Here is a 23,145-nt window from a genome sequence, read left to right as displayed (position 1 = left end):
CGACACCGGAACCAGCCTCGCGGCACTCGGCACAATCAGGAGACATGTGATGCAACTGACCCTCACGAAAGCGCTGCTCATGGGCGGCGCAGTCCTCGGTTTGGCGGCCTTGGCCGCATCTTGCGAGAACAAAGCCGAAAAGAAAGGCGCTCAGACCGCGAGCGGGGCACTCGGCGCGTCGGCGTCGATCAAACAGCTCATGGACGCGCGCGGGCTGACCGAAGCGGACGTCGAAGGCGCGCTCAAGACCTACGTGCCCGGCGGCAAGAGTGACGACTACATCGTGTTCGCGTCGGGCGGGCAGTCTGGCCAGATCCTGATGATCGATATGCCCTCCATGCGCCTGCTGAAGGTCATCGCCGTGTTCTCCCCGGAGCCATGGCAGGGCTACGGCTACGGTGGTGAGAGCGACAAGATCCTCGCGCAAGGTGCGCAGACCTCGCGCAAGCTCTCGTGGGCCGACGTGCACCACCCGAACCTGAGCGAGACCAAGGGTGACTACGACGGCGAGTACCTGTTCGTGAACGACAAGGCCAACGGCCGCGTGGCCGTGGTCGATCTCAAAGACTTCATGACCAAACAGCTGGTGCCCAATCCCCTGGTCGCCAGCGATCACGGCGGCGCCTTCGTCGATCCGAACACCAACTACATCATCGAGACCAGCCAGTATCCGGCCCCACTGGGCCGCGAGTACGCGCCGCTGTCGGAGTACAAAGAGAAGTACCGCGGCGTGGCGATGTTCTGGAAGTTCGACCGCGCGAAGGGCCGTATCGACACCGCGCAGAGTTTTGCGATCGAGCTGCCGCCTTACACTCAGGATCTCGCCGACGCCGGCAAGCTGGTCAGCGACGGCTGGGCCTTCATCAACTCGTTCAACACCGAGATGGCCATCGGTGGCACGCTGGAAGGCAAACCCCCAATCGAGAGCGGTGCGTCCAAGAACGACATGGACTACATGCACATCATCGACTGGAAGAAGGCCGAAAAGCTGGTCAAAGATGGCAAGGCCGTCACGATCAAGGGCATGAAGGTGCTACCGCTCAAGGTCAGCGCCGAAGAGAACGTGATCGCGCTGGTCGGCGAGCCCAAGAGCCCCCACGGCTGCGACGTGACGCCCGACGGAACCGCGATCGTGGTCGGTGGCAAGCTCGACACCCATGCCACGGTCTATGACTTCGCCAAGATGAAGGCGCTCATCGACCAGAAGAAGTTCGAGGGCAAGGACGCCTACGGCTTGCCCATCTTGTCGTTCAAGGAGTCGATCCGCGGCCAGACGGAGATCGGCCTCGGACCGCTGCACACGGTCTTCGACGACAAGGGTTTCGCCTACACCTCGGTGTTCATCGAGAGTGTCGTCGCCAAATGGTCGCTCAAGGACCTGAAGCTCGTCGAAAAGCTCCCGGTGCACTACAATATCGGCCACATCATGGCGGCCGAAGGGGACACCGTGAGCCCGGACGGCAAATACGTCGTGGCGATGAACAAGATGAGCATGGACCGGTTCTCCAAGGTCGGCCCGCTGTACCCGCAGAACTTCCAGCTCCTCGACGTGGCCGGCGACAACATGCGGTTGCTCAGCGACACCCCAATCGGCATCGGTGAGCCGCACTACTCGCAGATGATCAAGAGCGACAAGCTGAAGCCGATTCAGGCGTACAAAGCGGGAGAGAACCCCTACACGGGGCAGGTCGATCCGAACGCAGTGGCGAACGAGAAGGCCGCCAAGATCACCCGCAACGGCACCACCGTCGACGTCTGGATGACGGCAATCCGCAGCCACTTCGTCCCCGATCAGATCGAGGTCAACGAAGGCGACACCGTGAATCTCCACATCACCAGCCTCGAGGCGGCCGAGGACCAGACCCACGGCTTTGCGCTGAACATGTACAACGTCAACCTGAGCCTGGAGCCGGGCAAACACGAGAACGTGACCTTCAAGGCCGACGTACCGGGTGTCTTCCCGTTCTACTGCACCGAGTTCTGCTCTGCCCTGCACCTGGAGATGGCTGGCTACTTCCTGGTCAAGCCGAAGTGAGGGGGGAGAAAGCACCGAAGCCACGATGACAGCCGCTGCCGAATCGAAGCGAGAGAACGTCAAAGAAACCGCGGACGGGCATCACCACCTGAAGGTCGTGGCGCCCGTGCCCGGCGTGCGGCGGCGGTGGGCGGCGAGGTGGAGCGTGATTGTGCTCGCCCTCGCCGCCGTGGGCCTGCAGGTGAGCTCACTCTCTCAGCCCTGGTGGTGGATCAAGCTGTATGCGCCGCAGTACCCAAAGGGTCTGCAGATCATCGTCTCCCTCACCGGCGTCTCCGGCGACGCCAAGGAGGTGGACATCCTGAACCACTACATCGGCATGGCCAGCCTGACCCAGGCCGCTCCCACCGAGCGGCAGCTGGCCGGCTACGGGATTGCCGTGCTAGCGGTGGCAGTGGTCGCGTTGACCTTGATCGCCGGCAAGAAGCTGGGACGGCTGCTCGCCGCGGTGGGTTTCGTGTTTCCCTTCGCCTTCATCGCCGACAGCTACTACTGGATGTACCGTTTTGGGCACTCGCTGAACCCCGAGGCGCCCATCCGCCTGCCCTCGTTCACCCCGCAGCTCTTCGGCAACGGCAAGATCGGCCAGTTCATGACCTTCGCTCAGCCCACGACGGGATTCTGGATGGCCGTGGCCGCGTTCGTGCTGCTGGCTGGCGCCGCGGTCTTGCGCGCTCGGGTCTGCAACAGCTGCGCAAAGGCCGGGAACTGCGGCGCAGTGTGTCGGGATGCATTCGTGGGACCGCAGGCCGGGGCTAGTCCGTGACGCCGCGCACGTGGCGGCGATTGGCCTGGGGAGCCGCGCTCTCCGTGGCCTTCGCCGCGACGGCGTTCGCCGCACGCAATCTGCGGCCCACCTTCCGCACCCCCCCGGAGGTCCCGGCGCCCGGCGGACCGAGCGCCCTCTCGCCGCCCGCGGGAGCCCCCATCGCCAAGGACGCGACCGCACTCACGCGCCTCTTGGCGGACCCAACCGGGCCGCAGGAGATCTGGCTCGGACCGGGGACGTTCAGCGGCAACTTCGCGATCCATCGGCGCGTCTCCCTGCGCGGAACCGGCCAGAGTGTGCTGGACGGCCAGGGCTCGGGCACGGTCCTCACGATCAAGGCCGACGGGGTCAGCGTCGAGAACCTGACCCTGGCGCACTCGGGCAGGAGCAACACGCGCGAAGACGCAGGCGTCAAGGCGAGTGGAAAGAGGATCCGACTGGAGCAGCTTCGCACCGAGGACACACTGTTTGGTCTCGAGCTCAGCGAGTGCACCCATTGCCTGGTCCGCGGTGTGCACGTCGCGGGAACCTCCGGCGACCTGCTGCGCGGTGACGGCATCCGACTGTGGGAGGCTCACGACTCGGTCGTGCGGGACTCTCTGGTCGAGAACGCGAGGGACGTCGTGATCTGGTACTCGCGCCGGGTGACGCTCGAGAACGTGATCGTGAAGAAGAGCCGCTACGGCGCGCATTTCATGTACGCCCACGACTCGTTCTCGAAGAACTGCCGCTTGCTCGAGAACGAGGTCGGGATCTTCGTGATGTACTCGAACCGCGTGCATGCCCAAGGCAACGTCCTGGCCGGAGCACGCGGCGCTGCCGGCATGGGTTTCGGCTTCAAAGAGAGCGAGACGGTTCACCTGGAGAACAACTGGATCGTCGCCAACACCACCGGCATCTATCTCGACAACACCCCGCGCTCCCCGCACGAAGAGGTGGTGTTCGAGCGCAACCTGCTGGCTCTCAACGACGTGGCCCTCCGGACCCACGGCTCGAACCGCAGCATCCGCTTCGCCGACAACGAGCTGTCTGGAAACGGCGCGGTGGGTGAGGTCGATGGCGGCGGCGACATGCTAGGTCTGTCGTTCGTGGGCAACTACTGGTCGGATTACGCCGGTTACGACCTGAATCGGGACGGGGTCGGCGACGTGGCCTACGAGGTCAAGCGGCTCTCTGGTGAGCTGACCGACTCCCACCCTAGTCTGCGCTTCTTTCGCGGCACTGCGGCCATGGGTCTGGTAGACACCATTGCCGAAGCCGTCCCGACGTTCGCTCAGCGCAAGCTGCTCGTCGATGCCCGGCCCGCCTTCGAGCGGAGGCCACCATGATCGAGATCTCCCACGTGTCGAAGGCGTTCGGGCGAGTCACGGCGCTCAACGACGTGAGCCTGCGGGTCGAGCCCGGAGAACGGGTTGCGTTCGTTGGTTCGAACGGCTCCGGCAAGACCACCCTCCTCAGAGCCATTCTCGGTCTGCTTCGGGTCGAAGGCAGCGTGCGCATCGGTGGCATCGACGTCGCCGTGAGCCCGGAGATTGCGCTCAAAAGCGTGGCATACATGCCACAAATCGCCCCGCCCATCGAGGCTCCGGTCAAGGAGGTCGTCACTGCGCTGTGCCGCATGCGCGACATGGCGCCGAAGGCCGTAGTCGAGCGCGCGCTTCGCCTCGGCCTCTCCCTCGAGGAGATCTCGCGGGTTCGTTTTCGCGATCTGTCCGGCGGCACGAAACAGAAGTTGCTCGGCGCACTGGCGCTCGCGGCTCACGCGCCGGTGCTGGTTTGTGACGAACCCACCGCAAACCTGGACGCCGAGGCTCGCGCGGCATTTCTGGCGGAGCTGGATCGAAGACCCTCACACCACATCACCGTGCTCTGCTCCCACCGCATCGACGAGGTCCGGCAGCTGGTCGAGCGCGTGGTCGAACTGCGTGAAGGGCGAGTCGAGCGCGACGCATCGGTCGACGAGATCTTGGCGGATCGTCGCCGCTTCCAGTTCGAGGTCACCCTGAGCGGCAGCGCTCCGGAAACCGTGCGGGCCTTCCTGCACGACAACGGCTTCGTTCTCGGCGGACCGAACAAGTTCGAAGCCCTCGTCACCCAGGACGACAAGATCGCGTTGATGGCGCGTCTGGTGCGCGAACACGGCACGGCGATCTCGGATCTCAGCGTGTACCACGTGGACGATCTCTCGCTGAGCGACCCGGCCACGGACGCGGAGCCAGGGTCCAAACCCCGACTCAAGGCGGTGCGGACATGACTCGGGGCTGCGCCGCCGTGCTGATTTCGTTTGCGCTCTTGGCCTGCGAGGCGACCAACGAGCCCGCGGACCCGATCTGGGGCAAACAGCCCTGCGGCAGCTGCGCCATGCTGGTCAGCGATCCGGCCCACGCCGCTCAGCTGGTGACAAGCGATGGCAAGCGAGTCTTCTTCGACGACCCGGGGTGCATGGCGGCCTACCTTCAGGAGCGCGGTGTGACCGCCACCAAGATGTGGGTGCGCGATACGAGCGGCAAGTGGCTCGACGCAAAGAGCGCCCGCTTCAGCGCTTCGGGCAAGACCCCCATGGACTACGGCTTCGTCGTTGCTGGCGACGGCGACGCCGACTTCAGTCAGCTCGAAGCGGCCGCGCGCAAGCGGCGGGAGCAGAAACCGTGAGCGCCGCCGACCGACAGCAGGCTTTGTTTCGGCTGGAGCTCAGCGACGCGCTGCGTTCGCGCTGGGTGGTGTTCACCACCGCGGTCTACGGCGTGGTCTTCGCCGCCTTCATCTGGCTCGGGCTGCGCGAGTCGACGGTGCTCGGGTTCACCGGACTGTCCCGCGTGGTGCTCAACGTCGCCAACGCGGTGGTCATCGCGGTGCCCCTGGTCGCGCTGGTCGCGTCCAGCCAGACCATCGTCCGGGCTCGTACCAGCGGGTTCTTCGAGCTGGTCCTGGCGCAACCCTGCCGGCGCAACGATTGGCTGGTTGCGGTCGTCGCGTCGCGTGCGGTGGTGGTGCTCGGACCGCTGGTGGTGCTGTTCTTGGGAACGCTGGTCGCCAGCGCCATCTTGCGGGAGTCGGACGCGGCGCTCGCACCGCTCGTCGCGCGCAGCTTGGCGGTCACGGCGGCCCTGGCCTGGGCCTTCCTCGGCATCGGGCTCCTGGCCAGCTCCCTCGCCAAGACCCCGGAGCGTGCCACGGTGTACGCGCTCTTTGCCTGGCTGCTGGGCGCGGCGCTCCACGACTTTGCGCTGATCGGCGCGCTCTTGCGCTTCCGCCTGGCGCCCTCCGCGGTCTTTGCCCTCGCGGCGGCGAACCCCGCCGAGGCCGCGCGGGTGGCGCTCCTGTCCGGGGTCGATCCCGAGCTCGGAGTGCTGGGACCGGTCGGCTTCTGGCTCGCCAACTCGTTCGGGCCGCGACTGACGTTGCTCGTTGGTGCAGGTTGGCCGGTGCTGCTCGGTAGCCTGTGTATGTTGCTCGCCGCGCGTCGGCTCCGGCGCAGCGATCTGGTCGCCTGACGCCGCCGTCACTCGACGTGGGCGGCGCGGCGGATGCCCTCGCTCGCGAGCTGCAGCGTGCCGCTGACGAGCATCACACTCAGCACCCCGACCGCGAGCACGTGCGGCGCACGCAACATGGCCAGGGTGCCCTGCTCGAGCAGGGAGCCGAGGCTGACTCCATCCGGCGGACCCAGGCCGACGAAGCCCAGCGCGGTCTCACCCAGTACGACGCCGGCGGCGGACGTGCCGAGCTGAACCGAGACGGGCCCGAGCAGGTTCGGGATCACGTGCCGCAGGATGATCACCGGACGTGTGAGACCCAGCGCGCGCGCGGCGTGCACGAACTCCGCCTCTCCCAAGATCCGAGCTTGCGACGCCGCCACGCGGGCGAACGGCGCCCAGGCGGTCACGGCGAACACCAGGCCAATGTGCATCCGCGACGGCACCGCCACCGCGGAGAGCACCGCCAGGGCCAGCAGGAACGTCGGGAACGACTGCACGAGATCACAGGCGCCGAGCGTCCAGCGCTCGAAGCGCCCGCGCAGGAGCCCTGCTGCTGCGCCGAGGGGTGTGCCTACCAGGAACCCAAAACAGCTGACCGCGAGCGCGAGCAGCATGGCGCGCAACGTCGCGTGATTGACCAACGCGAACAGATCCACGCCCGCGTCACCGGAGCCGAAAGGGTGCCCCGCATCCGGCGGCGCCCAGGCGAAGTCCAGGTGGAGTCGCGAGGGAGAGCGCTGCGACGTCAGCGCCACGAGGCCGGTCGTGACGCCCAAAAAGAGCGCCGGGAGCAGGGCGGACAGCGCCTTTCGGCGCCGAGCGCGGCCGGCCTGTTCCGCGCTCACTGCTCCCTCCCCCGGGGATCGATCGCTGCATGCAGCGCGATGGCAATCGCCTGAACCGCCACGAACAAGAGCCCGGCCGCCACGACGCTGGCCTCGAGCACGGGGATGTCGCGGGCCGCGTACGCGCCCAGCATCAGGGTGCCGAGCCCCGGGCGCTCGAACAGCCGCTCGAGCACCACCGCGCCGCCGAGCAGCGCACCCAGCTGCGCGGCGATCACGACCGAGATCGGTGCCGACGCCGCGGGCAACGCGTGCAGTACCCAGACGCGCGTTGGTGAACCACCCTTGGCCCGGGCAGCATCGAGGAATTTGGCTCGCCCCAGATCGAGCAACGCCGCGCGACTGATGCGCGCAACCTGGGCCGCGAGCGGGATCGACAGCAGCACCGACGCGAACAGGAGCCCGCTCGCGCCGCTGTCGGGATCACCCGGGAGAGGAACCCAGCGCAGCCGCACGGCGAGCACATAGGTCGCAAGGGGCGCAAACGCCAAGAGCGGCGTCGCCGCCACGAGCAGCACGCTCCGGTGCAGCCACTCGCGCCGAGCACCAAGCCACGGCCCCACACACAAGACCGCCGCCGCGATGCCGACGACGGCGCCGATGAGCACGGCAATCCCTGCGAGGCTCGCGGTCGGGCCGAGCGCGCGGCCGACCTCCGCAAACGCGCGGGTGCCCGGCCGCGCGAGCGAGTCGCCCAGATCCAGTCGCAGGAGGCCGACGAGGAATCGCAAGTATTGCTGCGGCAGCGACTGGTCGAGCCCAAGTCGATGTCTCAGGAGCGCGCGGTCCAGCTCCGACGCTTGTTCCCCGAGCACCAGGGCGGCGGGATCGCCGGGCAGCAGCCGAAGCGCGAGAAACACCAGCGTGGCGAGGGCGATCAGGGTCGCGAAGGCGCCTCCCGTTCGGAGCATCACCGTGCGCGCGAGCCGCGCGATGGAAACGAGCGCGTCGAGGAGCCGTCGAGCCGGACGGCGGTGCGCCGCGCCGCTCTGGCTTTTCATGCGTCGGTGGCTGCGTCGGCGCTCGCGTCGGCCGCGGCGTCGCCGGCGTCCCCAGCGCCCGCGTCCGCGGCCCCGTCATCCCCCGCGTCGCCCGCTTCCGTGCCTGCGTCCGCAGCGTCGTCGGCGCCATCCGACGCGGCATCGCCGCTCGTACCCGTATCGGGTTGCCAGGGTGTCACGTCGAAACCCGCGTCGGTGCCGGTGCAGACCTCGGTGTTGGGATCATCCGGCAGCGGAGCGCCGGAGAACGGCACGACACACACCTTGCCGTTGGTAGGTCCAAATTCGACGACGTCCGCACCCCAGGGGTTCTTCTTCCCCAGGTCCTCGCAGGAGTAACCGACACGACAGTCACCGTTCCCGTCGCAGCGACGCAGGCAGAAGGTGCGCTGCAGGCGCTGCCCGCTCTGCGGATCCTCGCATACCAGACTCTCCGACGTGTGATAGGCGACGCAGATCGCCTCCTCCGGGCAGGTGCCAGGCTCACAGTTGAAGATCGTGCAGTACCCGTTGGGCTGGGTGGTGTCGCACAGGCGGTCCCCCACGTTGGAGCAATCCGTCGAGACCGAACACTCGTCGCCGATCTCGGGTTTGCAGCCGAGCAGCGACAGCGCACAGAGGGCGATGACCGCCGCCCAACGCTCGAGAGTTTGCTGCGCCATGGAGAGCGCGCGGACTCTAGCGGCATCGCCGCAAAAGTCACGATGAAACGCCAGCTTGGCACCCCGCCGGCCGGGTTGACACCGCCGGAGTCGGCCCCTAAAAGCCCGAGAAACGCGCCATGGCCACGCACATCACCGTCGACTGCATCAACTGCGGCGCGTGCGAGCCTGATTGCCCCAACGACGCCATCAGCCAGGGTGACGAGATCTACGTCATCGATCCGGCGCGCTGCACCGAGTGCGTGGGGTACTTCGACCACGAAGCTTGCCAGGCGGTCTGCCCCGTCCTGTGTTGCTTGCCCGACCCGAACCGACCCGAGAGTGAGGCGACCCTGCTCGAGCGCGCCCTGAGCCTGCACCCCGACGACCGCGACCTGCACGAGCGGGCCGGCCGCGGGCAGGTGCCGTCGAGGTTCGCAAAATGAAGAGGCAAGCCTGCCTGCGCGTGGGCGCGCTGGGCGCGCTCCTCTCGACGGCGTGTGGCGGTGGAGCTCCGCTGCTGCACCCGGCGCATCCTCTGCCCCAAGAGCACGTCTCAATGGGCTCCGGGGTCAGCTCTCAATTCGTTGCGGGGACCGCGAAGACGCACATCCAGGAGGCGCGCGACGCGATGGCAAACGGCGCCATCGACTCCGATGTGGAGCGCGACCGATTCGTGACCGGCGCGCTCGCCCACAGCCTGCTCGCCCCCGGCCTCGCCCCGTGGGTCAGCGCGCGCGCCGGGCTCGGTTACTCGACGGAGGCTGGCTTGACCTACACCGCGCGCAGCGCGCGCATCGACGGCCGCTACGCCCTGACGTCGGAGAGCTTCGCCGCGAGCGCTGGGCTCGGCGCGACCGGAGTGCTGGCCCGTCCGGGGCACGACCCGCCGGGTGAAGCTCGCGGCGACAGCGACGAGCAGATCCCCGGAGTCGACGCCGGCGGTGTATCCGGCGTGGGGTTCGATGTTCCGCTCTTGGTGGGCTGGCGCAGCCAGGCCAGCTTGTTCCAGCTCTGGCTCGGTGGGCGGGGCGGGTACGAGCGGCTGCGCGGCACCGCCATCATCCGCATCGACCCGGACCCCTCGCTGGCGGATGACGCTCCCTTCGAGGCGGAGCGCTGGTTCGCCCTGGGAGTGTTCGGCGTCGCTGCCACGGTGCACCCCATCAGCATCGCCCTCGAGCTCGACGCCGGGTACCAGTACGGCAAGGGCTCCATTCAGCTGCTCGATGCCAGCGGGGGGCGCACGCGGCGCAACGGCAAGCTCGAAGGGTTCACCATCACCCCCGGAGCGGCGGTCATCGTGCACCTGTGGAAGTGACATAAACCCTTCTTTAAGGAAGGGATGCACGGTGACAAACGTATCAAGAGAGTCGAAAAACCTTTGTAGAACCGGCCCTTCCGCCCCGCCACGAGCCAGACCCAGCTTGCTCACCCCCGCCCGGCGTCCTACCATGCCTTCCGTGAGTCACGCCTCTCTTCGAAGTGGTGCGCTCGCGCTCATGGGCGCGGCCGCGCTCGGGTGCTCCGCCGAGCTCGAGCACTACAGCACCGACGCCGACACGAACGAGAGTGCCCACGCGCTCGTGACCATCCAGCGCTCGCTCACCGCGGACGGCACGCCGCCCCGGGCCGAGGTGTTGGCTGGGTTCGTGCGGGTGCCGGCGGACGTGGAGACCCGGCCGCTGTATCAGCTGCTCGGGCTGCGAACCGTCACACCGCCGATCGGGCAGTGCCGCGCGAAGTCGGCTGGCCTTGAGAGCACTCCACCGCTGTCCGGCATCGGACGCGTCGAGCTGCTCGAAGCAGGGGATGTATGGGTCGGCGCGGCGGGCAGTGAGTCCACCTTGGCTCCCCACGCCTTCCCGACCGTCACCGATCAGATTGCTGGCGTGCTGTACGCCTCGCGGGATCGCTCGGCGAGCGCGCTTCCCTCGGCGTCGAGCTACGTCGTACGCACCGCGGGTGGGCCGAACGCGCCCGCCATCAACTTGACGACCGAGGCGCCGCTCGACCTCGACACCGTGACCTTGGGCGGCGTAGCGCTCGGTGATCTGAAAGAGGTCGACCTCCGCACTCCGATCGACGTCACGTGGGGAGTGGGCTCCGCGGGAGACGTCGTCGTGGTGGAGCTCTCCACGACGGACGGGGTGCTCGCCTGCGCTTTCCGCGACGACGTGGGCGCTGGCACCATCCCCGCGAGCGCGTTCGATCGCGCTGGCGCCGGCAGAGTCTCGCTGCAGCGCGTCCGCACCGCGACCTTCCGGGCTCCCGGCGTCGACTTCGGTGAGCTGGCGTTCCAGTTCGAGCTCTCCACGAGCGTCGCCTTCAAGCCCTGACGCGCTGGAGCGCTGCGGAGGATGATGCGGGCTCTTCGGGCGTTTCTCGGCTTGGCGCTTGCGCTCGCACTCTTCTCGTTTACGACAACGAGCCAGGCCAAACCCGCGCCACGCCGAGCAGCGAAACGCGCGACGGGCGCCGCGTACCGGGCGCATGTCGCGCGCTGGCACCTGCGCGAAGCGGGCGCCCGCGCGCCGCTCGATGCGAGCGGTCGGCCCAAGCTCGTGCTCGAGAACATCAACACCAAAGAACGCGTGGAGCTGACGGCTGGCTCCGACTCCGGTGAGTTCGCGGAGAGCGAGCGCGCGCGCGCGGCCCAGGTACTAGGCGACACGCGCAAGGGCGAAGCGCACAGCGTCGACGCTGGGCTCATCGACCTCTTGTACGGCTTGCAGCGCCACTTCGACGCACCGTGTGTTCGCATCATCAGCGCCTACCGGGCCGGCGGGCGCTCCCAGCACGCCCGCGGTCTCGCGGCGGACATCGTGCTCCCCGGAGTCGACGACAAGTCGCTCGCCAGCCATGCGCGCTCCCTCGGCGGCACCGGGGTCGGTCTCTACCCGAGGAGCGGCTTCGTTCACGTGGACGTGAGGTCGAGCCCACACTACTGGGTCGACTCGAGCGGTCCCGGACAGCGGAGCCGTCCGGTCCACAAGAAGCACCGAAAGCCCGTGAGCAAGCAGGGCGCGCGCAAGGGCGCGCGCAAGCACGGCGGATGACACACGAGGCCGCTCCGCCCCGGGACGCCATCCGCGAGCTCGAAGAGAGCGATCGACTGGAAGAGGCCGCAGCGCTCGCTGAACAGCGCGGTCTCTTGGCAGATGCGGCTCGTTTGTGGGAGCAGGCCTGCCGCTTCGAACGGGCCGGTGACGCCGCCCTGCGAGCCGGCGACGCCGCACGCGCCGTCGAGCTCGCGAGCCGGGCTGGGGACGCGGCGCTCGAGGCCCGAGCGATCGCCGCGCTGGTTGCGACGCCCGATGCGGCGTGGCGAGTTGCGCGCGGGCTCTCGGAGCAAGGCCGCCACGCGAGTGCCGCACGGCTGTGGCTCGCGTCGGGGGACGCCAGCGGCGCCGCCGAGAGCTTCGAACGCGCGGGGCTATTTCTGGACGCAGCCACGGCCCACAACCAGTCCGGCGATCCGCGGGGCGCGGCGCGTTGTCTGGAGCGCGCCAGGGAAGACCCCTTGCTCGGCAACCAAGCCAGTGTGCTGCTCGGAGCGCTCTATCTCGACCACGGCCGACACGAGGCGGCGCTCAGGGTGCTGCAAAAAATCCCGCGCGAAGCCCCCGAACGCGCGGCCGCCTTGCCCCACCTCCGACGCGCCCTCGCGGCACTCGGACTCAGCGACGCGCTTCGCGATCTCGAGGCGGAGGCGCCGGCCGCCGTCCCAACGCCCGCCCGAGAGCCAAGCGCGCCCGCGAAAGCGGATGAGACGGTGCTCTTCGGACGCTACCGCGTCGTCGCCGAAGTTGCGCGCACTCCCACCGCGCGTGTGCTCCGCGCCGTCGATCAGCTCACGAGCAGCGAGGTCGCCGTGAAGCTCTTCTCGGCTGCGTCGCTGCGCGACACGGGTCGCGACGCGCTGAAACGTTTCGAGCGCGAGGCGGTGGTGCTCGGCCAGCTCAGGCACCCCGCCATTGTGCCGCTCAAGGCGTATTTTCCCGAGGGTCCCGCCGTGATCCTGGCGTGGATGGCTGGCGGCTCGTTGGCCGATCTGCTGGAAAAGGACAGCGTCTCGCCCGCGCGCGCCGTCGAGATCGCGAGCGCAGTCCTCGCTGCGCTGTCCGAAGCCCACCGCCGCGGGATTTTGCACCGAGACATCAAACCGGCCAACGTGCTGTTCGACGCCGCCGGCGCCGCGTACCTGGCAGACTTCGGCACGGCCCACGTGGCGGACGCCGCCCAGACGGTGACGAGCGGACTGATCGGGACCTTGGCGTACATGGCACCGGAGCAACGCTCCGGCGCTCCAGCAAACGCCAAGAGCGACATCTACGGCGTCGGCGCGCTGCTCTGGCACGCGCTGACCGACGCGCCACCGGCGGCGGCAATGGAACTGCCGTCGGACCTGCTCGGTGAGGCCGAGTGCGCGCTGGTCCGGCGCTTGATTGGGCCCGAAGCCGAGCGGCCGGAGAGCGCCCGCGAGGCCCGCGAGCTCTTGGCAGGCCTCCGCTGGCCCGAGAAAAAACTGGAGCGACGGCACGCGAGTGTTCCCCCGGAGTCACGTCGACGACAAAACACCGAGGGCCGACTCCAGGCTCTCGACGCGCATCGTTTCAGAGACACCTGGCTCGGGCGCGAGCTCGTGGTCCTGCCGACGCACGGCCCGAGCTTCGAACGGGCCCGGGCCTTTGCCCAGGCGGATCATTCGGCTCTTGCCGGCGTGCTCGCCGTGCAACCCGGCGACGACACCGTTTGGGTCGAGGTCGTCGTGGGCACCCCCCTCGACGGCGCGTTGAGCCGCGCCGAGCATGCCCGCCTCCGCGACGCGCTCGAGGCGCTGCACCGCGCGGGGGGCCGCCACGGGGCGGTCGATCGGGCGCACGTCGTTCGACGTGGCGGCGACGTCGTGCTCTCGTTTCCGCTGACCGAGCGCGACTCGGCTCCCGAGGCCGACCTCGCGGACCTGAACGCTCTGGCCTGAATCGTCGCGCGCGCGGCGAAAATCCCGTACGAGAGTGTTACGCTCCCCCGCCGTATGCCCACTCACCGTGTGTACTTCGTGCCGGGCATGTTCGGCTTCGGCAGCCTGGCTGGGTACGACTACTTTCGCCATCTGCGCCGCGGGCTGGAACGACGCTTCGACGACGCGGGGGTGAAACTCGTCGCGGACGTCGTGCCGACGCCGCCGACCTCGTCGCTGCGGCACCGCGCACGGATGTTGGCGAAGGCGGTCCAGGGCAGCGCCACCGGCGACGGGCCCATTCACCTGGTCGGTCACTCCACGGGTGGTCTCGACATCCGCTTGGTCCTGTCGCCCACCACGGATCTGAAGAGCGACGCAGAACGCCTGCGCTGGCGCCCGCGGGTCCGGACGGCGGTCACTTTCAACACACCGCACTACGGGACGCCGCTGGCCGGCTACTTCGCCACCGTCTCGGGCACACGCGTGCTGTACGCCCTCTCGCTGCTCACCGTCGTCTCACTCTCGGTCGGCGAGCCCTCACTCGCGGTCTTCTCGAAGCTCCTGGCGGCTCTCGGCGGGGTGGAACAACTCTTCGGCGGCGACGTGCGCCTGATCAGCGGTGCCACAGATTTGATCTTACGCTTCGTCGACAAGAATGGTCGGGGCGAGATCTCCGGATTTCTGGAGAAGATCCGCACTGACCAGGGCGGGGTCGTACAAATCATGCCGGAGGCGATGGACCTGTTCAACGCCACCGCAGAGGACGCTCCGCAGGTGCGCTACGCCTCGGTGGTCACCGCCGCGCCTCCGCCCCAGGCCGTGCGTTTCGCCAAGAAAGTCCGCTCACCGTACGCCGCGCTGACCGCCGCGATGTACACCACGCTGTACCAATTCACGAGCCAGCGTCACAAGATGTACCCCTACGCCACGCCGTCGCCGGAGCAGCTCGAGCTCTTGGCTGCCGGCATTCGCGGCGAGGTCACCGACAAGAGCAGCGACGGCATCGTGCCCAGCTTGAGTCAGATCTGGGGTGAGCTCTTGTGGTGTGGTGACGGTGACCACCTGGACGTGCTCGGGCATTTCCACGACGACCAACCGGATGGCGAACACGTCGACTGGATGACCAGCGGCGCCCACTTCGATCGCCAGCGATTCAACTCGCTACTCGACAGCGTGGCGAAGTTCCAGCTCGCGACCTGAGCTCGGCGCGCGCCAAGCCGCCGCGCTCAGCGCGCTGCCTTGGCCGCCAGCTTCTTGTCGGTCTTCAGCTTGACCTGCGCCTCTGCGGGCGGCTCCACGATGCGATACACGAGCTCACGCTCGCTCCCACCGCGCACGTACTTGACTCCGCAGCTCGTCCGACTTCTTCAGGGACTGGAACGCGCCGTAGGCTTCGGTCTCGTGTTCGATCGACATGCCGTTCACGCTGAGAACGACGTCACCCGGCTTCAGATCCACGCCCTGCCAGAAGTCCGCCGGCTTGAGCCGAACCACACGGAAGCCACGGAAGCGCCCCGCCTCCAGTGCGGCCTCGACGTCGACCCGCTGCAAGAACCAACCGAGGCCGGCGTCGACGATGGAGTGCACCTCGTCGCGCCAGAGTGTGCCGGGCGGCGGCGCCGGGCGGGCAGCCTCCGCGTCGTCTTCGTCTGCCTCGAAGGTTTCCGCCTCGGCGGACAGCGCGTCGTCCGAGGGGTACTCGGCCTCGCTGTCGCGTCCGGCACAGCCGCCGAGGGCGAACGCCAAGATCGGAATCAGGAACAGCCGGCGCATCAGGCCCTCAATATGGGCTGGGCCCCCGGGCGCTGGCAACTTCTGGGGCTCCCGGGCGCCGAGCCCGGCGCCGCGCCCGGGGTTTTTCCACGGCATCCGAGCGAGTCGGTGCTTCGGGCGGGTCGGCGCCGCGTTTCCGGCGTAAAACTCCCGGGTCATGTGGCGCCGCGCTCTTGCCTCGCTGGCGGTCGTGGGGATCTCGACGGCCTGCCGGGCCCCGACCGAGATCGACGATGTCCCGTACGACTCCCGCTACGGCGACGACACCAAGCTCGACCTGTACCTGCCCGACGAGTCCGGCCCGCAGCCAGCGATCCTGCTCATCCATGGCGGGGCCTGGCGCTGGGGCGACAAACGCCACTTCGCCAACGCCGCCCGTCGCTTCGCGCGCTCGGGCTACGTCGCCGCGAGCATCAACTACCGGCTGGTCCCTTCCGGGGTGTACCCCAACGCACCCAAGGATTGTGGTTGCGCGTTGGCGTTCTTGCAGGCCAACGCCGACGAGTACGGCATCGATCCCAAGCGCATCGCCATCATGGGTTATTCGGCCGGTGGGCATCTCACGTCGCTCCTGGGTGTGGCGTGGGACGAAGACAGCATCGCGCCGGACTGTGAGTGGGGACGCCCAGCCCGACCTGCAGCGGTGATCCCTGGCGCCGGCGCCCACGATCTGCGCGCGCGCGCCGACGCGGAGTGGGTGCAGGACTTCATGGGCGGTACGCTGGACGAGCTGCCCGACAAATACGAGCAAGCCTCCCCCATTGCGCAGATCCAGCCCGGGGAGCCGCCCTTCTTGTTGATCGACGGCGGCGGCGATTGGATCGGCGCGCCTGAACAAGCACGCCCGATGCGTGACGCGCTGCGCGCCGTTGGTACCGAGGCCGACGAGCTACGGCTCGCGGGCGGCGGTCACCTGCTGCAGCCTGGAGTCGATCCAGGCGAGCTGGCCTTCGAGGTCCTGACCGAGACCCCCGAAGCGTGGCTGGTGATCGCGGACTTTCTGGCTCGCCACATCGGAGAGCCATGAAATTCGGCGGGCTCGTCGCGGGCCTCGCGCTGCTGGCGCTGCCCGGTGCGGCCGAGGCCGCTCCGGTGACGAAACACAACGCCATTTCCCACAAACCGTTCGCCCTGGCTGCCAGCGGGCTGACGCTGCAATACGAGCGTCAGCTGGCGGAGCGCTGGAGCGCCCTCGCGGGGCTGGGTGCGCGCCGTGCCGCGCGCGAGGACTTCGACTCGTACACGCTGTCGTTCATCAGCGAGGGCAGATACTGGCTCACTCGCCGGGACTGGGCCTCGGGCTTCCGCGGCATGGCGGGCCCCTACCTCGGCGTCGCCTTCGACGCCGGCCGCACCTCCGTGCGTTACGTGCCCACGGATCGCGACGTCGGCACACTCTGGCAGCTCCAGGAGTCGTTCCGCTTCGGCAACCGCTTTGTCATCTGGGGCCTCCAGGAGATCAGCCTCGCCGCGTCGTTCGACGTGCGCCACGATTTCGACCAAGGCGGGCGCCTCGCGCCCAACACTCGCGTGACGCTCGGCGCAGACTTCAGCGTCGGCTGGCTCTTCTAGAGCGCCGAGCAGGTTGAACGTCGTTTGTTTTCAGCGACTTGCAATGTGTTCGGCGCTCGCGCGCGGAGCGCGCACGGCCGAAGGCCGCGGGGTTGGGGCGCAGCCCCAACGTAAGTGTTCTAGAACACGAGCAGCGCAAGCTGATCGGTGTTCTAAAGCATAGATGGCCTCGCGTCAGGGACTGATTGCGTCTAGGCTCGTGCGTTTGTGAGCGTGCAGATCCGCGTGAGCGACCGTTTCGACGTCAGGCGCCGAGTGGGCGCGGGTGGCGCGGGAGTGGTCTATCAGGCCTGGGACAAAGTGACCGGGGAGGACGTGGCGCTGAAGGTCTTGCACGGCGGGGACGAGCTCGAACCCATGCGCTTCCTGCGTGAGGCCCAGGTCCTGGCCGGCATCAGTCACCCCGACGTCGTGCGCTACGTGGCGCACGGCGTTGCGGACGACGGCCAGCTCTATCTGGCAATGGAGTGGCTGGAGGGCGAGACACTTGCGGACCGCCTCAAGCGAGCCCCGCTGACGCTCGTGCAGACCCTGACCGTGGCGCGCCACATCTCCGACGCCCTCGGCGCCATTCACTCGCGCGGGCTGGTGCACCGCGACGTGAAGCCCGGCAACATCATGCTGGTCGATGGCGAAATAACGCGGGTAAAACTCCTGGACTTTGGCCTGGCTCGCAGCGTGCGCCAGACCCACGCCATCACGGGCACCGGCGCCATGCTGGGTACACCGTCGTTCATGGCGCCGGAGCAAGCGCGCAGCGCCGGGGGCATCGACTCGCGCGCCGACCTGTTTGCGCTGGGCGCCATCATGTTCAGCTGCATCGCCGGACGTCCACCGTTCATCGGCGACGACGCCATCGGCGTTGTCCTGAAGTTGCTGCTGGAAGACGCCCCCCGCTTGGTCGAGCTGGTCCCTGACGTCCCGCCGGAGGTGGACGGCCTCGTCCAGCACCTGTTGGCCAAGGCCGCCGAGAACCGACCCGAGCAGGCGAGCCTGGTCACGCGGGAAATCGATCTCTTGCTCGCGACGCTCGTGGAGGGCGGACCGTTGTCGGAGCGCCTGGCCTTCAGTGAAGGACTGACGACCACCGAGCGGCGCTTGATGTGCCTGGTGATGGCTCGGCTCTCCGCCTTCGGCGACCCGGAGGTCACCCTCGCTCAGAGTGTGATCGCGGCGCATGCAAGCGTGGTTCACGCCGTGCTCGACCGCTTCAACGTCCGGGTCGAAATCTTGGGCGAAGACCTCGCCATCGCCGTGCTCCTGGGCACACCCGAGGCGAGTGACCTCGCCCAGCGCGGCGCCCGCTGCGCGCTGGCGCTCAGGGCCGCGCTCCCGGAGTCACACATCGTGGTGGTGTCCGGCGGGGAGGTGCTCGGCAAGGGCAAACCCACCGGCGACCTGGTGGATCGTGGCATCACGCTGCTCGCTCGCGCGGAGACGCTCACGCTGCCCAGTGTGTGGCTGGACGACGCAACGGCAGGGCTGCTCGGTCCCGAGCTCGACGTGCGCAGCCGCGCCGAAGGACAGGAGCTCGTCGGCGAACACGCGGTGTCCCCCGGCGTGCGCAAGCTGCTCGGTCGGGCGGTGCCGTGTTTTGGCAGAGAGCGGGAGCTCGCGACGCTGCTCGCGTTCTTCGACGAGTGTGTGTCCGAGTCCGTCGCCCGCGCCGTGCTGGTGACAGCGCCGGCGGGGGTCGGAAAATCGCGCATCCGTTACGAGCTGCTGAAGCTGTTCGAGACCCGCGACGAACCACCTCGCGTGTGGATCGCCCGCGGCGAGCTGATGAGCGCGGGCTCGGCGTTCGGCATGCTGGGCCAGTTGATCCGGCGCGCCGCCGGCATGCGCGATGGCGACCCCGTCGAGGTGCAGCGCGAGGCGCTCGAGACCCGCGTCAAAGAGCGGGTGGCGAGCGCCGAGGTCGCGCGGGTGACCGCCTTCCTGGGCGAGGTCGCGGGACTGAAGGCGGACCCCGATGGGGCGCTGGCCATGGCGCGGGACAGCGCCCAGCTCATGCACGACCAGACCTTGCGCGCTTGGATCGATTTCCTGCGCGCGGAGTGCGAGGCCGCGCCGCTCACCCTCGTGCTCGAGGATCTGCAGTGGGGCGATCTGCCGACCATCAAGTATCTCGACGCAGCGCTGGACGCCCTCGCGGAGCGTCCGCTGCTATTGCTCGCGCTGGGTCGCCCGGAGGTTCACGACATCTTCCCCCGCTTGTTCGCCGAGCGCGGGCTCAGCGAGCTCAAGCTGCTCGAGCTCACGCGGCGCGCCAGCGAACGTGTGGTCCGTTCGGCGTTGGGTGATGACGTGTCCGCGGCGACGGTGAAACAAATCGTGGACCGCGCCGCCGGCAACGCTTTCTATCTCGAAGAGCTCGCGCGCTCGGTGTCGGAGCGAGGCAGCGAGCATATGCCAGAGACGGTCCTCGCGACCGTGCAAGCGCGACTCGAAGCGCTGGAACCCGAGGCGCGACAGGTCATGCGTGCTGCGAGTGTCTTTGGTCAAGCGTTCTGGGAGGGCGGAGTGCTTGCGCTGCTCGGTGGGGACAACCAAGCCGAGCGGCTCGGCGAGTGGCTGAAGGTGCTGTCGGAGCGGGAGCTCTTCAGCCCGCGCAGCGAGAGCCGATTTCCCGGAGAGCGGGAGCTGGTCTTTCGTCACGCTCTGGTGAGGGAGGGCGCCTACGCAACGTTGACCGAGCGCGATCACGCCATCGGACATCGCCTGGCTGCACAGTGGCTCGAGCAGGCGGGTGAAACCGACGCGGGCATGCTCGCCGAGCATTTCGAGCGCGGCCAGAGCCCCGCCAGCGCAGGCCCCTGGTGGGAGCGAGCCGCCATCGCGGCGCTGCACGCCGACGATCTCGAGGCCGCGATCACGCGGGCCAATCGCGGCATTGCCTGCAACGCCGCCGGCGACGCCGACGCGGTCCTCTTCGGTGGTCTGTCTTGGGTGAAGGCCGCAGCGCATCAGTGGCGGGGGGAAAACGCCGAGGCGGAACGCGCCGGGGCCCAGGCACTCGACGCGCTCCCACCCGGCTCGCCGCTCTGGTGCCGCGCAGCGCGCGAGGTCGTCGCCGCCGCGGGCAGGCTCGGCAGCCTGGATCGCCTCTCGAGTCTCTCTGAGCAGTTGGTGCGGGTCGCGCCCAGTCCGGCTACCCGCCGCGCCCACCAGCTTGCGCTGGCCCAGGCGGCGGTTCAGGCGTTCAACGCGGGTTCATTCGAGCTCGCGGCACGGCTGCTCGCGCGCGTGGAAGACGCGCCCGAGGTGGGGGGCACCGACCCATTGCTCGCTGCCGCCATCAACCGCGCGCACGCCACCCGTGCCGGGCACGTCGGTGACCTGGCGGAGTGCTTGAGCCGAACGCAGGCTGCGGTGGAGCAGCTCGACGCCGCGGGCGACGTGCGCACGGCAGCACTGCAGCGCGTAAACCTGGGCTACGCAGAGTCGCTGCTCGGCCTGTACGAACCGGCCGAGCGACACCTGCGCGAGGCACTCGCGACGGCCAACGAACTGCGTCTGCACAACGCCAGCGCGATGGCCAAGAACAACCTGGGCCTGGTCCTGATGCGCCGCGGCCGACTCCCTGAAGCGGAGCTCGTCGAACGGGAAGCGGTCGACGCGTTCAGCAGCTTCGGCGACGTGCGCATGGCTGCGGCGTCACGCGCGTATCTCGGCTGGATCCTGCTCGAGCTGGGCCAACTCGAAGCGGCCGAGACCGAGGCTGAAGCGGCGGCGGCCGGCTCCTCGAGCCTGGGTCGGGTGCGCGCCTACGCCCTGGCGGTCGGTGCTCGGGTCGCGCTCGTGCGAGGTGACCTCACGCTGGCGCTGGAGAGAGCGCGCGAGGCCATGGAGCTGCTCGAGAGCGTCGGAGTCGAGGAGGGCGAGCTCATGGTGCGCCTGGCCTGGGTGGACGCGCTCCGTGGCGTCGGTGAGCTCGAGCGCGCCAAGCTCGCCCTGACTGCTGCCGAAGCCCGCGTTCGCGAGCTGGCGGAGCAGATCAGTGATCCGGAGCTACGCCGCGCGTTCCTGGACGACGTGCCGGAACACGCGCGAACGTTCGGCAGGAGATGAGCCAATGCCCCCGAGCCTAGAACACCGATCAGCTTGCGCTGCTCGTGTTCTAGGACCTTTACGTTGGGGCTGCGCCCCAAACCCCGACTTCGGCCTCGCGCGCGGCGAGAGAAGAAGCGGCTACTGCCCGAGCTCGCGGTGAATGGACGCCAGCTGTGAGACTCGAGCGCCGAACGGCGCGTTGCCCGAACTCTGCCAGCTGCTCGAGTTCTTGCGCGCCTACCCCGATGACGCGGAGGTGCTCGCTGCCACGCGCCAGGTGATCGCCCTGCGACATCCCCATCCGGTTCACCGCGAGTCAACCAGGCAGTGCCCGCGCCGAGATCGAAATCGGAGGGCGCCCGCCGTATTTTCAGCCCGAGCCGCTCGAGAACGAGCGCTTCGAGCTGGTCCCGGAGATCCGAAACCCACTGCGGATCCCCGAGCCCTGTCCCCCAAACGGGGCGCGTGCGTGGCAAGGGCGGAGCAAGTGAGACCGAGGCGACTCAACTGCTCGCCAGGCATGCCCGCTTCGAGGCCGCACTGCGCAGGGTGACGGGATGAGGGAGAGTCAGCGATTTTCCTTCGACGGTGGCGTCCGAGGCCGACGTGAGTGACAATCCCGGGGTGCGGGCGCTGACGGGTGCAGGATGGCTGCTTGCGGTCTGGGTGGCCGGCTGCACCGTGGACGGTGTCGATGTCGAGGGCAAGGCCTGCCCCTGCGCTTCAGGCTACGTGTGTGACGTCACGAGCAACCGCTGTGTCGTACCGGGAGGCGACGCGGGCCCGGGTGGCACTAGCAGCGGCGGCGGCGTGAGCGGCAGCGGTGGTTCGGGCGGCGCAACCGGCGGAACAGGTGGTGCGGGCGGCGCAACCGGTGGAGCCGGCGGCTCGGGTGGCGCAACCGGTGGAACAGGCGGTGCGGGCGGCGCGACTGGCGGAACAGGTGGTGCGGGCGGCGCAACTGGCGGAACCGGTGGTGCGGGCGGCGCAACTGGTGGAGCCGGCGGCTCGGGTGGCGCAACCGGTGGAACAGGCGGTGCGGGCGGCGCGACCGGTGGAGCCGGCGGCTCGGGTGGCGCACCCTCCTGTGGTTGCGTGAACCCAGCTAGCTGCAAGGAGGTGGGACGCTTTGCGACCTGGTGTGGCAAGGTCAACGTCCAGAAGGTGCCAGGCACGGACTGGAAGACCGACCCGGCGTGCTCCAGCGGCTGCACCGTCGGGGAGCTCACGTACTGCAAGAGCTTCGCGCCGACCACGGTCCACGTCACGGAGACGGACCCGAAGGGAACGAAGCTTTTTCACAACGCCGGCTGCGCCGAGAGTTACCCGTTCAACGGCGAGAACGAGTTCATCTGCTGGGCGTGCGACTGACCCGCTCGCATCATGGGCAGCCGAACGCCGTGTCGATTGCGCCGAGCACTCGTGCCGCAACCTCTTCGCGCGTTCCCTCGCCGGAGACGTTCACGATCCGATCGCCCGGAATCAGCTCCGCTGCCCCGGCGTAGACCTGCGCCAAGCGCCGCTGTAGCTCGGCCTTTTCGTACAGCTCTTCGGCCCCTCCGCGCGCGCCCCGTCGACCCTCGGCGAGCTCCGGTGGCACATCGAGGACCAACGTCAAGTCCGGGCGCATGGCGCGAGCGTTGAGCGTTCGGATCCACGCCACCACGTCACCGCTCGGCGCGGTCGCCGACTGATAGGCGAGGCTCGACAGATCGTAGCGATCCGAGAGCACCCAGCTCCCGCGGGCCAGCGCCGGCTCGATCTCGCTGGCCACGTGATCGACTCGGTCGGCCGCAAAGAGCAGCGCCATCGTGTCCCAGCTCACCGGACGTGGCTCGCCGCTCTCGAGCGTCAGGCCGTGGCGCAGGTACTGCCGAATCAACTTACCCACGGGGCCGTCGCTCGGTTCACGCGTCTTGTGCACGGCCAGCCCGCGCGCTTCGAGCGCCATCCCGAGCAGCTGGAGCTGGGTGGTCGTGCCCGCGCCATCGATACCCTCGAGAACGATGAA

21 protein-coding genes are annotated in these 23,145 nt (G+C 68.6%); 16 read left to right on the top strand and 5 right to left on the bottom strand.

The window, feature by feature from the left end; genetic code table 11:
- The first annotated feature begins 79 nt into the window (after positions 1-79).
- Genes nosZ through IPI67_15165 form a run of 6 tightly spaced genes read left to right on the top strand, consistent with a single transcriptional unit; the run spans position 80 to position 6,298 of the window.
- On the top strand, positions 80-2,035 hold the full coding sequence (nosZ, locus tag IPI67_15190; protein ID MBK7581541.1) for a Sec-dependent nitrous-oxide reductase: 1,956 nt from the start codon (positions 80-82) through the stop codon (positions 2,033-2,035).
- Positions 2,036-2,060: 25 nt separating this feature from the next.
- Positions 2,061-2,801 (top strand): cytochrome C, encoded by a 741-nt coding sequence (locus tag IPI67_15185; GenBank protein ID MBK7581540.1) that lies wholly within the window; start codon positions 2,061-2,063, stop codon positions 2,799-2,801.
- Positions 2,798-4,132 carry a nitrous oxide reductase family maturation protein NosD gene (gene nosD, locus IPI67_15180; GenBank protein MBK7581539.1) on the top strand — a complete coding sequence of 445 codons (1,335 nt, stop codon included), beginning with the start codon at positions 2,798-2,800 and terminating at the stop codon, positions 4,130-4,132. Before IPI67_15185 ends, nosD begins: the two co-directional genes overlap by 4 nt.
- Positions 4,129-5,058, top strand: a complete 930-nt coding sequence (locus tag IPI67_15175) for an ABC transporter ATP-binding protein (GenBank protein MBK7581538.1) — start codon at positions 4,129-4,131, stop codon at positions 5,056-5,058. The genes nosD and IPI67_15175 overlap by 4 nt, the downstream gene beginning before the upstream one ends.
- Positions 5,055-5,456, top strand: a complete 402-nt coding sequence (locus IPI67_15170) for a hypothetical protein (GenBank protein MBK7581537.1) — start codon at positions 5,055-5,057, stop codon at positions 5,454-5,456. Before IPI67_15175 ends, IPI67_15170 begins: the two co-directional genes overlap by 4 nt.
- On the top strand, positions 5,453-6,298 hold the full coding sequence (locus tag IPI67_15165; GenBank protein MBK7581536.1) for an ABC transporter permease subunit: 846 nt from the start codon (positions 5,453-5,455) through the stop codon (positions 6,296-6,298). The genes IPI67_15170 and IPI67_15165 overlap by 4 nt, the downstream gene beginning before the upstream one ends.
- Positions 6,299-6,306: 8 nt before the next feature.
- Here IPI67_15165 and IPI67_15160 read toward each other — a convergent pair whose 3' ends face one another.
- Genes IPI67_15160 through IPI67_15150 form a run of 3 tightly spaced genes read right to left on the bottom strand, consistent with a single transcriptional unit; the run spans position 6,307 to position 8,791 of the window.
- The gene (locus IPI67_15160; GenBank protein MBK7581535.1) at positions 6,307-7,128 is read right to left on the bottom strand and encodes an ABC transporter permease; all 822 of its coding nucleotides are present in this window, start codon (positions 7,126-7,128) and stop codon (positions 6,307-6,309) included.
- Positions 7,125-8,129, bottom strand: a complete 1,005-nt coding sequence (locus IPI67_15155) for an ABC transporter permease (protein ID MBK7581534.1) — start codon at positions 8,127-8,129, stop codon at positions 7,125-7,127. Before IPI67_15155 ends, IPI67_15160 begins: the two co-directional genes overlap by 4 nt.
- Positions 8,126-8,791, bottom strand: coding sequence for a hypothetical protein (locus tag IPI67_15150; GenBank protein MBK7581533.1), 666 nt, complete (start codon positions 8,789-8,791; stop codon positions 8,126-8,128). The genes IPI67_15155 and IPI67_15150 overlap by 4 nt, the downstream gene beginning before the upstream one ends.
- A 119-nt stretch (positions 8,792-8,910) precedes the next feature.
- On the opposite strand from IPI67_15150, the gene IPI67_15145 reads away from it, so the two are divergent.
- The 6 genes from IPI67_15145 (at position 8,911) to IPI67_15120 (ending at position 14,936) form a co-directional block, all read left to right on the top strand.
- Positions 8,911-9,216 carry a YfhL family 4Fe-4S dicluster ferredoxin gene (locus IPI67_15145; protein ID MBK7581532.1) on the top strand — a complete coding sequence of 102 codons (306 nt, stop codon included), beginning with the start codon at positions 8,911-8,913 and terminating at the stop codon, positions 9,214-9,216.
- Entirely contained in the window at positions 9,213-10,091 is an 879-nt protein-coding gene (locus IPI67_15140) for a hypothetical protein (protein ID MBK7581531.1), read from the top strand. The genes IPI67_15145 and IPI67_15140 overlap by 4 nt, the downstream gene beginning before the upstream one ends.
- A gap of 142 nt (positions 10,092-10,233) precedes the next feature.
- Entirely contained in the window at positions 10,234-11,109 is an 876-nt protein-coding gene (locus IPI67_15135; GenBank protein ID MBK7581530.1) for a hypothetical protein, read from the top strand.
- A gap of 21 nt (positions 11,110-11,130) precedes the next feature.
- On the top strand, positions 11,131-11,829 hold the full coding sequence (locus tag IPI67_15130; protein ID MBK7581529.1) for a YcbK family protein: 699 nt from the start codon (positions 11,131-11,133) through the stop codon (positions 11,827-11,829).
- Positions 11,826-13,754, top strand: coding sequence for a protein kinase (locus IPI67_15125; protein MBK7581528.1), 1,929 nt, complete (start codon positions 11,826-11,828; stop codon positions 13,752-13,754). Before IPI67_15130 ends, IPI67_15125 begins: the two co-directional genes overlap by 4 nt.
- A 54-nt stretch (positions 13,755-13,808) precedes the next feature.
- Positions 13,809-14,936, top strand: coding sequence for a hypothetical protein (locus tag IPI67_15120; GenBank protein MBK7581527.1), 1,128 nt, complete (start codon positions 13,809-13,811; stop codon positions 14,934-14,936).
- 114 nt (positions 14,937-15,050) lie between these two features.
- Here the strand turns inward: IPI67_15120 and IPI67_15115 are convergent, their stop codons facing one another.
- Complete coding sequence (locus IPI67_15115) at positions 15,051-15,509, bottom strand: hypothetical protein (GenBank protein ID MBK7581526.1); 459 nt, start codon at positions 15,507-15,509, stop codon at positions 15,051-15,053.
- A gap of 157 nt (positions 15,510-15,666) precedes the next feature.
- Here IPI67_15115 and IPI67_15110 point away from each other — a divergent pair, with 157 nt between their 5' ends.
- The 4 genes from IPI67_15110 (at position 15,667) to IPI67_15095 (ending at position 22,505) form a co-directional block, all read left to right on the top strand.
- The gene (locus IPI67_15110) at positions 15,667-16,536 is read left to right on the top strand and encodes an alpha/beta hydrolase (GenBank protein MBK7581525.1); all 870 of its coding nucleotides are present in this window, start codon (positions 15,667-15,669) and stop codon (positions 16,534-16,536) included.
- Positions 16,533-17,081 (top strand): hypothetical protein, encoded by a 549-nt coding sequence (locus tag IPI67_15105; GenBank protein MBK7581524.1) that lies wholly within the window; start codon positions 16,533-16,535, stop codon positions 17,079-17,081. Before IPI67_15110 ends, IPI67_15105 begins: the two co-directional genes overlap by 4 nt.
- A 225-nt stretch (positions 17,082-17,306) precedes the next feature.
- On the top strand, positions 17,307-21,152 hold the full coding sequence (locus IPI67_15100) for a protein kinase (GenBank protein ID MBK7581523.1): 3,846 nt from the start codon (positions 17,307-17,309) through the stop codon (positions 21,150-21,152).
- Between the two features lie 588 nt (positions 21,153-21,740).
- Positions 21,741-22,505, top strand: a complete 765-nt coding sequence (locus IPI67_15095) for a hypothetical protein (GenBank protein MBK7581522.1) — start codon at positions 21,741-21,743, stop codon at positions 22,503-22,505.
- Positions 22,506-22,515: 10 nt separating this feature from the next.
- Here IPI67_15095 and tmk read toward each other — a convergent pair whose 3' ends face one another.
- Entirely contained in the window at positions 22,516-23,142 is a 627-nt protein-coding gene (gene tmk, locus IPI67_15090) for a dTMP kinase (GenBank protein MBK7581521.1), read from the bottom strand.
- Positions 23,143-23,145: the final 3 nt, after the last annotated feature.

It is taken from the genome of Myxococcales bacterium (assembly GCA_016706225.1).
GTDB lineage: Bacteria > Myxococcota_A > Polyangia > Polyangiales > Polyangiaceae > JADJKB01.
This window is presented reverse-complemented; position numbering and strand designations above follow the sequence as displayed.